The following is a 12288-nucleotide window of genomic DNA, read 5'->3' as shown; positions in this document are numbered from 1 at the left end:
CCGCACCGCATGCCCCGGCCCTCCCCACCTCTGCGCCCCACCCCTGCCCCCGGTACGCCCGGCCCCACCCCTCGACCGCCTCCCGTACGGGCACGAAGCGCGTAAAGTCCGGCGCGTCCGAGCACCTCACACTCCTTAAGGACCATTGCGATGACACAGCTCGACTGGCAGCGGGCCGCGACCCCGGAGGACGGAGAGCAGGAGGCCTATCTGGAGGTGGCCGCGGGCCCCGATGGCCGGATCTACATGCGCGAGAGCAACGACCCCGACAACATCGTGGTGACGACCCAGGCGAAGTGGGAGGCGTTCATCAAGGGGGTCAAGGCCGGCGAGTTCGACGACTTCGCGGAGGAGTAAGGCGGCGCGAGCGGCGAGAGAGCCGGGGCGGAGCGCGAGCGGCGAGGGGCTCGCCGATCTCCGGCCCCCGCCACTGATCGTTGCCCAGCGCCCACGTGCGTGATACACACAGTGACCAGAGAGCCCTACGTTGACGCTTTTGTACGCCGGTCAGGTCATCGTGGTCCACAACACGTACGAGATCCGCCAAGAAATGCCGCCAAGTCGACATGCGGAAGCGGGATCGTCAGCGAAGATAGAGGCTGGCATGTGCCAACCGACGATGGCACACAACTACCCATAAGGGGCGGTGAGTTCTAATGTTTCTAGCGGCCGACAAGGGCGATATCAACACCATCATCGGCGGAATCGCCCCAGACTGGGGCCCCTTCGGCGACCTGGGCGGCGAGGCCCGCGTCATGATCGAGGTGGTGATGGCCGTAGCCCTGCTGCTCTGCTTCGGCATCGCCATCTGGGGCGCGGCCAAGCAGCGGATCGGCGCGACCGCGCTGCGCGACACCTTCAGCGCCGAACAGGGCAAGGGTCTGATCGTCGCCGGGCTGACCGGTGTGTTCATCATCGGCTCACTGGGCACTGTCTTCACGATCGTGTACGGCATGGCCGTCTAGCGCACCACCCGCTCACACAGCCGACCCCCCACGCGCGGCGCACCCCCGTCCCCAAGCCTCCGCCCCCGAGCCCCCTACCGGTCCCCTCCCCCACCGAGGCTGCTTCCTGATGCCCGCTTCGCCCCTTGAGGTCGTGTCAGCTTGATGTCCACTCACACCGTCGCGCTCCAGAGTCAGTCCGCGCCGCTACCGTCGTATAGGGGCGAGGCTGTCTCGGTTGACACGTTTGAAGGGGCGTACGTGCGATGAGTCTGGGCGGCGATGACGGATACGGCGGCGACTACGGCCAGGACCCGATCCGTACGGGCGGCGCGTCCTCCAGAGGCCACCTGACGCGCACCCGCCTCCCCGAAGGCGACGACGACCCCTTCGCCCCACCCCGCCGAGGCGCCACCCGCCCCGGCAAGCCCAGCCGGAACCTGGTCACCGTGGTGGGCGTCGTCGTGCTCCTCATCGCGGCCATCGCCTTCGCCAACCGCGGCGGCGGAAAGAGCTCCTCCGACGGCGACACCAACAACGACTCCGGCACCAGCACGCACAGCCGGGCGACAGCCCCGACGGGGGAGCGGCCCGTGGAGGGGAAGAACGACGCGACGGGGATCGCGTCGGGGTTCGCCAAGACGGAGCAGGGGGCGCAGAGTGCGGCGGCGAATTACGCGGTGGCGCTGGGGTCGGCCGACATGTTCAAGACCGCCAGTCGGCGGCAGATCGTGAGCGCGATCTATGCCCCGGACGCCGCGACCGCCCGACTGAAGCGCCTCGACAAGGCCTTCTCGGGTACCAAGATCTTGCCGAGCGCAGGCCTTGATTCCAACGGCAACCCTCCGGACGGCATGACATTCGTATCCCGTGCCAACCCGGTGGGCACCAAGGTGGAGAAATTCAAGGGCGACACGGCCCAAATCGCGGTATGGCAATCCCTCCTCTTCGGCATCGCAGGTGAAGGGTCGACCAAACCTGTCTCCGAGGGCTGGTACACGGACACGTTCGAACTGCAATGGATCAAGGGTGACTGGAAGGTAACCAAGTACACCCAGAAGGACGGCCCGGCACCTGTCGGCCGCGACCAAGCCGCCGCCTCCGCCGAGGACATGGCGAACGCTGTAAAAGGTTTCGGAGGGTTCACATATGCCCGCTAACCGCCGTCGCGCCCTCTTGATCAGTTCCGCAGCGGCAGTCATCCAAGCCGCAGTCGTCCTTCTCGCGAGTCACGCTGCCGCCGCCCCGTCGCCCACCCCAACCCCCTCCGGCAGTGACGACTGCGGACTTGACGGCCAGTACAGCGATCTGTGTGACGGCAACAGTGACGGGGGCGGCACTTCCGACCCCACCTCCCCCCTCGACCCCGCCGCCTCCCTCGCCCGCGGCTGCGCCAACGCCGCCTCCTGGCTCGTCGGCAAACTCTCCGACCTCGTCAAAGAGACCGCGACCGTCGACTTCACCAACGAGGCCTTCCTCCGCCAGTACGCCGTCGTCTTCGCCGCCTCGACCGTCCTCACCCTCATCCTCTGGCTGCTCGCCGTCGCCAAGCGCGCCATCCGCGGGGTTCCGCTCGGCGAGGCGCTGTCCGAGGCCATAGGTTTCCTGTGGCTGACGGTCCTGGCCTCCGCCTTCACGCCGCTCATCCTCTATACGGTCGTCACGGCGACCGACGCCGTCACCAAGGCCATCGCCTCGGGCACCGGCGCGGACAACGACGCCTTCTTCGGTTCGTTCGCCCAGGCCCTGAAGAGGGACGAGGACATCGGCGGCGGGCCGATCATGCTCATCGTCGTGTCGCTGGTGACCATCCTCGCCGCCGGCGTGCTCTGCCTCGAGCTCGTCATCCGCGCCGCCCTCCTCTACGTCGGCGCGCTGCTGGGCACCGCCGTCTACTCGGGCCTGGTCGACAAGAACATGTGGGGGCATGTACGCCGCTGGGCGGGGATCATGATCGCGGTGATTCTCGTCAAGCCGGTGGTCGTCATAGTGCTCGCCCTGGCCGGGGCGCTGTCCGCGTCCGACAAGGGACCTGACGCCTTCTCGGCCGTTGTCTCCGGCCTCGCGATCATCATCCTCGCCATCTTCGCGAGCGCGATGATCTACCGCTTCGTGCCCGGCTTCGGCGATGAGATCGTCAAGGCCCGCAGCGCCAGCGCGGACCCGGCGTCCCGCCAGGCCGCCGCCATCATCAGCTCTCCGGCCGCCCTGGTGAAGCAGGGCATCAACACCCACAGCGCCCGCGGAGGCGACGGCGGAGGCGGGGGCGGCGCGTCCGGCCCCACGCAGGCAAAGCCCGCCAACCCGGTCTCCGGCGGCGTCGCCGCGCACGGCTCCCGCGGCGGAGGCGGGGGCGGTCAAGGCGGCGGAGGCGGGGGCGGCGCCGCACGCCCCAGCAGCGCCGGTGGCGGAGGCGGCGGGGCCGCCTCCGCGGCCCGCGCGCAGAACCGTGGTTCCAGCAACAACCCCGGAGGTGACCGGCGGTGACGATCGAGGCCCCGTCTCACATCGCGCCTCGCCGCACATATCTGATCGGGCGCGCCCGCCCCAGCGCGATCGTCGGCAAGAACCGCGAGACCGGCGAGATCGCGTTGATCATCGGGGGCGCGTTCCTCGGCATGATGTGCGGGCTGCTGGTCCCGGTGCTGATGCTGCGCATCGTCACCCTGGTGGGCTTCCCGACCCTCGCGCTGGCCGCCGTCTACGTCCCGTACAACGGCCGCACCTTCTACAGGTGGTTCGAAATCAACCGCTCCTACAAGCGCATCGTGCGCAACGGCGCCGCCTACCGCTCCACCACCGCCGAGGCCGGCACCCGCCTCGACGGCCGTGAGGTCGAGGTCGGCCCGCCGCCCGGCATCGGCAGGATCAACTGGCTGGCGGCCCCGTTCGGCCCGGACGAGATCGCGGTGCTCCTGCACGCCGACCGCCGCACCGTCACCGCCGCCATCGAGATCGAGGGCCCGGGCGTCGGGCTGCGGGACAGCGAGGACCAGGAGGCGCTGGTCGATCGGTTCGGCACCCTGCTCAAGCACGTGGCCAACGGCGACGGCTTTGTGACCCGCCTGCAGATGCTGGCCCGCACCCTCCCCGCCGACCCCGACGCACACGCCAAGGACGTGGAGCGGCGCGGCGACGCAGACGCCCCCATCTGGCTCAAGGACTCCTACGACCAGTTGCAGTCGATGGTCTCCACCTCCTCCGAGCAGCACCGCGCCTACCTGGTCGCCTGCATGCACTACACCCGTGATCTGGCGGCCGAGGCCCAGGCCATCGCGCGCGCCACCCGCCACAGCGCCGGCGGCCGCAGGCTCGACAAGGACGCGGGCCTGGCCGTGGTCATGGCGCGCGAGCTGACCGACATCTGCGCCCGGCTCGCCGAGGCCGACATCCGGGTACGCCAGCCGCTCGGCCAGGGCCGGCTGGCCTCGCTCATCCACTCCATGTACGACCCGGACCACCCCATCGACCACATCCAGGCCATGACCCAGCGGAACGCCTGGCCGGCCGAGCTGGACGCGATGGAGCCCACCTTCCTACAGGCCAAGACCCGCGAGTCGAGCACCCGCGAGCCCTGGTGCCACGCCACCGCCTGGGTGAAGGAGTGGCCGATGACCCCCGTCGGGGTCAACTTCCTCGCCCCGCTCCTGGTCCACACCCCCGATGTCATCCGTACGGTCGCCGTCTGCATGGACCTGGAGCCGACCGAGATCGCGATCGAGCGGATGCTGACGGAGAAGACCAACGACGAGGCGGAGGCCAGCCGCGCCGCCAAGATGAACCGCACCGTCGACCCGCGCGACATCGCCGCGCACGGACGGCTCGACCAGCGCGGCGAGGACCTGGCGAGCGGCGCCGCGGGCGTCAACCTCGTCGGCTACATCACCGTCTCCTCCCGCTCCCCCGAGGCGCTGGCCCGCGACAAACGGACCATCAGGGCCTCGGCGGGCAAGAGCTATCTCAAGCTCGAGTGGTGCGACCGCGAGCACCACCGGGCCTTTGTGAACACACTGCCGTTCGCGACCGGCATCCGGCGATAGAGCGATAGAGCGATAGAGACGACTGGGACGATAGGGGCTCTGCCGTGGCCGATCCGATTGGCGCCATCACCGAGACGTTCACCAGCTTCCTGTTCGGGAAGGTGGAGACGACCCGGATGCCGGTCCGTACGTCCACGGGGCAGGCGCAGGCCGTCTATCTGCCCACCGCCGCACCGGGCCTGGGCGACTCGGGCGTGATCATCGGGCGGGAGGTGTACTCCGGCAAGGGGTACATCTACGACCCGTTCCAGCTGTACGGACAGCAGCTGCCCGCCCCGCACTGGCTGGTGCTCGGCGAGTCCGGAAACGGCAAGTCGGCCCTGGAGAAGACCTACGTCCTGCGGCAGCTGCGGTTCCGCGACCGCCAGGTCGTGGTGCTCGACGCCCAGGGCGAGGACGGCGTCGGCGAGTGGGCCTTGATCGCCCAGGAGCTGGGCATCACCCCCATCCGGCTCGACCCGATGGCCGCCCTGGACGGCGGCATCCGCCTCAACCCCCTGGACCCCGCGATCACCACGACGGGGCAGCTCGCCCTGCTCCGTACGATCATCGAGGTCGCGATGGGCCACGGCCTCGACGAGCGCTCCGGATTCGCCCTCAAGGTCGCCCACGCCTACGTCAACCAGACCATCGTCGACCGCCAGCCGGTGCTGACCGACATCGTCGACCAGCTGCGCCACCCCGAGGCGGACTCGGCGGAGGCCATGAACGTCGACATAGACGACGTACGGGCCTGGGGCCTGGACGTCGCCCTGGTGCTCGACCGGCTCGTCGACGGCGATCTGCGCGGCATGTTCGACGGTCCGACGACGGCGGGCATCGACCTGAGCGCGCCCCTCATCGTCTTCGACCTGTCCCACATCGACCGCAATTCGATCGCCATGCCGATCCTCATGGCGATCGTCGGCGTGTGGCTGGAGCACACCTGGATCCGGCCGGACCGCAAGAAGCGCATCTTCCTGGTCGAAGAGGCCTGGCACATCATCAACTCGCCCTTCGTCGCGCAGCTCTTCCAGCGGCTGCTGAAGTTCGGGCGCCGCCTCGGCCTGTCCTTCGTCGCCGTCGTCCACCACCTGTCCGACGTGGTCGACGGCGCGGCGGCCCGGGAGGCCGCGGCGATACTCAAGATGGCGTCGACCCGGACCATCTATGCCCAGAAGGCCGACGAGGCACGGGCCACGGGACGGGTGCTGGGCCTGCCGCGCTGGGCGGTCGAGATCATCCCGACCCTGTCGCCCGGCATCGCGGTCTGGGACGTCAACGGCAATGTCCAGGTCGTCAAGCACCTGATCACCGAGGCCGAGCGGCCGCTGGTCTACACCGACCGGGCCATGACGGAGGATGCGCTGGCCGTCCAGCTGGCGGCCGAAGCCGAAGCGGAGGCCGAGGAGCGGGCGGCCGCGGCGGTGGAGCGGCGGATGGCCGAGGAGGCCGCCGAGGCGGGCGCGTACGACGGGCCCTCGTACGGGTCGACGGTGGCCTGACATGGCGGCGGGGCGGGCCCACCATGGCCGCGGGGACTACGACGGCCACGGGGACTACGGTGGCCACGACGGCCATGGCGGTCCCGGAGAGCCGGGCAGACCCCCGGCCGCGCAGGGCGGCATCCCGGACGGGCTGCTGCTCGGCTCCATCGTCTTCCTCCTGGGGCTGACCGGGCTGGTGTGGACCGCGACCGGGCTGGCCGGGCTCTTCGCCCACGGCGCCTGGCCGGACGGCGTGCGCTTCCTCCGTACGCCCCTGGCGATGCGCGCACTGGCCCAACAGCCCCACGACCTCGGCGCGGCATGGCCCGACACGCCGAAGGAGCAGCTGTCGGGATACGGGTTGTTCTGGGGCCTGTTCATCAGCGAGCTGATGGTGCTGATCGTGCTGACGGTATTCGTCATCGGCACGCTCACCCGCTATCGCGCCGTACGCGCCAGGCGCCGCGCGGCCCGGCAGGAGGCCGCCGCGGCGAAGTGGCGGACCGCCCAGTACGACGCGCCCGGCCCGCCCGCCGCCCGCCCGGGGCGGGGCGGGGGGCATGGCACGGGTCGAGGTTCTGGACGGGCCTCTGACACGGACTGGCGCCGGGCTGAGGAAGGACACGGGTACGTTCCCGGGGCGGGCGCCGCCGCGGGACACCCGTACGGGCCCGAGAACAGCCCCGTGCACGCCGCCGACAGGCCGGGAGGACTGGGAACGCCGGGAGGGCCGGGAGGTCCGGGGCAGGACGCCACCGCCCTCGGAGCGGCGTCGGGCCCACCGCCGCACGGCCGGCCGGGCTCGCCGGGCGCATGGCCCAACGGCGCCGCGGCATACGACCACAGCGCCCCGAACCCCGAAGCGGGTTCCTCAGCGGGCGCCCCGCCGGGGTGGAACGCCACACCCGCCGGCGTCCCGGGCCATGGCGCCGGTACGGCTCAGGGGACACAGCGAGGCATCGACAGCGACACGGCGGGCACCGACGACCGGACAACCGGCGGTCCCGGCCCCGGCCCCACCGCACGGCAGGCCGACCGGGCAACGGCCGCCACCGGGCAGCCCGGCGCCCCCACAGCCCCGTACGGGCCCTGGAACGGCGACGCCGGCACCGCGGCGCCCCACCACATCGCCGAGCAGCGGGCGGGCGCATGGGGCGGCGCGGGCGGTCCCGACGGCGCGGCCAACACGGCTGGCGCGGGCGTGGGGCCTCCCGCCGAGCGCTCGGCGGCTGCGGCTCAGCCGGTGCCCACCCCTCGCGGCGGGCCGGGGTTCCCCGGCGCCGAGGTGACGCACTCCCGCGTCCTCTACGGCACGCAGCGCGGCGACGCCGCGTCCCAGGCCGTTCTGGAGGCCGTCGGCCCGGTCCTGGTCGTCACCAGTGACGCCGCGCTGTGGACGACGACCAAGGACGCGCGCGCGAAGTTCGGCCCCACCCATGTCTTCGACCCGTCCCACCTCCTCGACACCCCGGCCCGGCTGCGCTGGAACCCAGCGGCGGGCTGTGAGTCCCGCGATGCCGCGGCCGCCCGGGCCACGGCGCTCCTCGCCCCCGTACGCCCCCTCCACGCCGTGGACCGGCCCATGGCGGAGGCCGCGGAGACCATGCTCCGCTGCTGGCTGCACGCGGCCGCCGTGGACGGCCGCCCGTTCCGCCACGTGCACCGCTGGGCGCAGGGGAACTCGGCACACGAGCCAGTACGGATCCTGCGGACCCACGCGAAGGCGGCCGGCGGCGCCGCGGGCGAGCTGGAGGCCATGCTCACCGCTCACCCCGAACGCCGGGACATGGCCCAGGAACTGACGGCCCGTGCCCTCGCCGCGCTGTCCTCGATCCACATCAGGGACGCCTGCAACCCCGGCCGTTCCGACACCCTCGCGTTGGAGTCATTCATCGGCGAAGGGGGAACGCTGTATGTGATGGGCGAGTCCATTGAGGACCCGCGGACCCATCCGGGTGCGATGCCCTTGTTGACCGCACTCGCCTCGCACGTGGTCGAGCACGGCCGGCGCATGGCCGAACGGTCATCCTCCGGTCGGCTCGACCCACCACTCACCCTCGTCCTGGACGACGTCGCGGCCGTGGCACCGCTGCCCCAGCTGCCGGACCTGCTGGCCCAGGGCGCGTCGCAGGGCCTGCCCACACTGGCCCTGATGCGCTCCCAGGAGCAGGCCCGCGCACGGTGGCCGCACCGCACCCTGGTCGGCTGAGGGATCCTCCCGTGCACCGCGGCTGGTTCCGCCTGGCAGGACGGTCCTCAACACGGTCCCCAACACGGTCCTCAACGCAAAAATGCCTCGGTCCCGAGTATCTTTCGATACTCGGGACCGAGGCTAAAAATTGTTCGGCGGTGTCCTACTCTCCCACAGGGTCCCCCCTGCAGTACCATCGGCGCTGAAAGGCTTAGCTTCCGGGTTCGGAATGTAACCGGGCGTTTCCCTAACGCAATAACCACCGAAACACTATGAAGAAAACAACCAGAACCCTCGCAGGGCTCAATGGTCGTTACTTCAGAACAACACAGTGGACGCGAGCAACTGAGGACAAGCCCTCGGCCTATTAGTACCAGTCAACTCCACCGGTCACCCGGCTTCCATATCTGGCCTATCAACCCAGTCGTCTACTGGGAGCCTTACCCCATCAAGTGGGTGGGAGCCCTCATCTCGAAGCAGGCTTCCCGCTTAGATGCTTTCAGCGGTTATCCCTCCCGAACGTAGCCAACCAGCCATGCCCTTGGCAGGACAACTGGCACACCAGAGGTTCGTCCGTCCCGGTCCTCTCGTACTAGGGACAGCCCTTCTCAAGACTCCTACGCGCACAGCGGATAGGGACCGAACTGTCTCACGACGTTCTAAACCCAGCTCGCGTACCGCTTTAATGGGCGAACAGCCCAACCCTTGGGACCGACTCCAGCCCCAGGATGCGACGAGCCGACATCGAGGTGCCAAACCATCCCGTCGATATGGACTCTTGGGGAAGATCAGCCTGTTATCCCCGGGGTACCTTTTATCCGTTGAGCGACGGCGCTTCCACAAGCCACCGCCGGATCACTAGTCCCGACTTTCGTCCCTGCTCGACCCGTCGGTCTCACAGTCAAGCTCCCTTGTGCACTTACACTCAACACCTGATTGCCAACCAGGCTGAGGGAACCTTTGGGCGCCTCCGTTACTCTTTAGGAGGCAACCGCCCCAGTTAAACTACCCACCAGACACTGTCCCTGATCCGGATCACGGACCCAGGTTAGACATCCAGCACGACCAGAGTGGTATTTCAACAATGACTCCACCATGACTGGCGTCACAGCTTCACAGTCTCCCACCTATCCTACACAAGCCGAACCGAACACCAATATCAAGCTATAGTAAAGGTCCCGGGGTCTTTCCGTCCTGCTGCGCGAAACGAGCATCTTTACTCGTAATGCAATTTCACCGGGCCTATGGTTGAGACAGTCGAGAAGTCGTTACGCCATTCGTGCAGGTCGGAACTTACCCGACAAGGAATTTCGCTACCTTAGGATGGTTATAGTTACCACCGCCGTTTACTGGCGCTTAAGTTCTCAGCTTCGCCACACCGAAATGTGACTAACCGGTCCCCTTAACGTTCCAGCACCGGGCAGGCGTCAGTCCGTATACATCGCCTTACGGCTTCGCACGGACCTGTGTTTTTAGTAAACAGTCGCTTCTCGCTGGTCTCTGCGGCCACCACCAGCTCCGAGCGCAAAGCTCATCACCAGCAATGGCCCCCCTTCTCCCGAAGTTACGGGGGCATTTTGCCGAGTTCCTTAACCATAGTTCACCCGAACGCCTCGGTATTCTCTACCTGACCACCTGAGTCGGTTTAGGGTACGGGCCGCCATGAAACTCGCTAGAGGCTTTTCTCGACAGCATAGGATCATCCACTTCACCACAATCGGCTCGGCATCAGGTCTCACCCCTTATGAGGGACGGATTTACCTACCCCTCGGGCTACACCCTTACCCCGGGACAACCACCGCCCGGGCTGGACTACCTTCCTGCGTCACCCCATCACTCACCTAATACAGGTCTGGTCCGTCGGCTCCACCACTCCCCTTCACCCGAAGGATCCAGGGCGGCTTCACGGACTTAGCATCGCCTGGTTCAGCGCTGGCGCTTCAAAGCGGGTACCGGAATATCAACCGGTTGTCCATCGACTACGCCTGTCGGCCTCGCCTTAGGTCCCGACTTACCCTGGGCAGATCAGCTTGACCCAGGAACCCTTAGTCAATCGGCGCACACGTTTCCCACGTGTGAATCGCTACTCATGCCTGCATTCTCACTCGTGAACCGTCCACAACTCGCTTCCGCGGCTGCTTCACCCGGCACACGACGCTCCCCTACCCATCACAACAGCCGTTAGGCCTTATGCTGCAATGACACGACTTCGGCGGTACGCTTGAGCCCCGCTACATTGTCGGCGCGGAATCACTTGACCAGTGAGCTATTACGCACTCTTTCAAGGATGGCTGCTTCTAAGCCAACCTCCTGGTTGTCTCTGCGACTCCACATCCTTTCCCACTTAGCGCACGCTTAGGGGCCTTAGTCGATGCTCTGGGCTGTTTCCCTCTCGACCATGGAGCTTATCCCCCACAGTCTCACTGCCGCGCTCTCACTTACCGGCATTCGGAGTTTGGCTAAGGTCAGTAACCCGGTAGGGCCCATCGCCTATCCAGTGCTCTACCTCCGGCAAGAAACACACGACGCTGCACCTAAATGCATTTCGGGGAGAACCAGCTATCACGGAGTTTGATTGGCCTTTCACCCCTAACCACAGGTCATCCCCCAGGTTTTCAACCCTGGTGGGTTCGGTCCTCCACGAAGTCTTACCTCCGCTTCAACCTGCCCATGGCTAGATCACTCCGCTTCGGGTCTTGGGCGCGCTACTCAACCGCCCTATTCGGACTCGCTTTCGCTACGGCTACCCCACACGGGTTAACCTCGCAACACACCGCAAACTCGCAGGCTCATTCTTCAAAAGGCACGCAGTCACGACGCAAGAACAAAGTCCTTGCGCGACGCTCCCACGGCTTGTAGGCACACGGTTTCAGGTACTATTTCACTCCGCTCCCGCGGTACTTTTCACCATTCCCTCACGGTACTATCCGCTATCGGTCACCAGGGAATATTTAGGCTTAGCGGGTGGTCCCGCCAGATTCACACGGGATTTCTCGGGCCCCGTGCTACTTGGGAAATACACAAGAGAGCCGTCATGATTTCAGCTACGGGGGTCTTACCCTCTACGCCGGGCCTTTCGCATGCCCTTCGCCTATCACAACGGTTTCTGACTCTCCGACCAGCCGGCAGACTGATCAAGCACACTCCCACAACCCCGTATGCGCAACCCCTGCCGGGTATCACACACATACGGTTTAGCCTCATCCGGTTTCGCTCGCCACTACTCCCGGAATCACGGTTGTTTTCTCTTCCTGCGGGTACTGAGATGTTTCACTTCCCCGCGTTCCCTCCACATACCCTATGTGTTCAGGTATGGGTGACAGCCCATGACGACTGCCGGGTTTCCCCATTCGGACACCCCCGGATCAAAGCTCGGTTGACAGCTCCCCGGGGCCTATCGCGGCCTCCCACGTCCTTCATCGGTTCCTGGTGCCAAGGCATCCACCGTGCGCCCTTAAAAACTTGGCCACAGATGCTCGCGTCCACTGTGCAGTTCTCAAGCAACGACCAGCCACCCGTCACCCACCCACAATCAGGGCAGTTCACCGGGACCGGCGTCAATGAGGAAGCAGGCTCTCGCCCGTGCCCTCAGACACCCAACAGCGTGCCCGACACAACCCGATGATCAAAACCCTGTTCCACGCCCC

General features: G+C 67.1%; 7 protein-coding genes and 2 rRNA genes. 7 read left to right on the top strand and 2 right to left on the bottom strand.

Going from position 1 to position 12288, the window contains the following annotated elements; all coding sequences use genetic code 11:
* The first annotated feature begins 150 nt into the window (after positions 1-150).
* The 7 genes from ACWY4P_RS28670 (at position 151) to ACWY4P_RS28640 (ending at position 8659) form a co-directional block, all read left to right on the top strand.
* Positions 151-357, top strand: a complete 207-nt coding sequence (locus ACWY4P_RS28670; protein ID WP_319700945.1) for a DUF397 domain-containing protein — start codon at positions 151-153, stop codon at positions 355-357.
* A 299-nt stretch (positions 358-656) separates the two neighbouring features.
* Positions 657-965, top strand: coding sequence for a hypothetical protein (locus ACWY4P_RS28665; protein ID WP_311724613.1), 309 nt, complete (start codon positions 657-659; stop codon positions 963-965).
* Positions 966-1210: 245 nt separating this feature from the next.
* Positions 1211-2104 carry a hypothetical protein gene (locus ACWY4P_RS28660; RefSeq protein ID WP_456203212.1) on the top strand — a complete coding sequence of 298 codons (894 nt, stop codon included), beginning with the start codon at positions 1211-1213 and terminating at the stop codon, positions 2102-2104.
* Positions 2094-3431 (top strand): hypothetical protein, encoded by a 1338-nt coding sequence (locus tag ACWY4P_RS28655; protein ID WP_456203211.1) that lies wholly within the window; start codon positions 2094-2096, stop codon positions 3429-3431. Before ACWY4P_RS28660 ends, ACWY4P_RS28655 begins: the two co-directional genes overlap by 11 nt.
* Positions 3432-3433: 2 nt before the next feature.
* A complete protein-coding gene (locus ACWY4P_RS28650; protein ID WP_456213086.1) occupies positions 3434-4984 on the top strand; it encodes an SCO6880 family protein in 1551 nt (516 codons plus the stop codon).
* A 44-nt stretch (positions 4985-5028) separates the two neighbouring features.
* The gene (locus ACWY4P_RS28645) at positions 5029-6468 is read left to right on the top strand and encodes an ATP-binding protein (protein ID WP_456203210.1); all 1440 of its coding nucleotides are present in this window, start codon (positions 5029-5031) and stop codon (positions 6466-6468) included.
* Between the two features lies 1 nt (position 6469).
* A complete protein-coding gene (locus tag ACWY4P_RS28640) occupies positions 6470-8659 on the top strand; it encodes a hypothetical protein (protein WP_456203209.1) in 2190 nt (729 codons plus the stop codon).
* Positions 8660-8791: 132 nt separating this feature from the next.
* Here the strand turns inward: ACWY4P_RS28640 and rrf are convergent.
* Together rrf and ACWY4P_RS28630 are read right to left on the bottom strand one after the other, a co-directional pair.
* Positions 8792-8908: ribosomal RNA gene (gene rrf, locus ACWY4P_RS28635) — 5S ribosomal RNA — on the bottom strand.
* Between the two features lie 80 nt (positions 8909-8988).
* Positions 8989-12109, bottom strand: a 23S ribosomal RNA gene (locus tag ACWY4P_RS28630).
* Between the last annotated feature and the right edge of the window lie 179 nt (positions 12110-12288).

The sequence above is a fragment of the Streptomyces sp. LZ34 genome (genome assembly GCF_053890475.1).
Note: the sequence above shows the minus strand (reverse complement) of the source record. Positions and strands in the feature narration are given on the sequence as shown.

Coding starts and splice junctions, on each gene's coding strand:
- ACWY4P_RS28665 (WP_311724613.1), top strand. CDS start 657: ATGTTTCTAGCGGCCGACAAGGGCGATATCAACACCATCATCGGCGGA.
- ACWY4P_RS28640 (WP_456203209.1), top strand. CDS start 6,470: ATGGCGGCGGGGCGGGCCCACCATGGCCGCGGGGACTACGACGGCCAC.
- ACWY4P_RS28670 (WP_319700945.1), top strand. CDS start 151: ATGACACAGCTCGACTGGCAGCGGGCCGCGACCCCGGAGGACGGAGAG.
- ACWY4P_RS28660 (WP_456203212.1), top strand. CDS start 1,211: ATGAGTCTGGGCGGCGATGACGGATACGGCGGCGACTACGGCCAGGAC.
- ACWY4P_RS28655 (WP_456203211.1), top strand. CDS start 2,094: ATGCCCGCTAACCGCCGTCGCGCCCTCTTGATCAGTTCCGCAGCGGCA.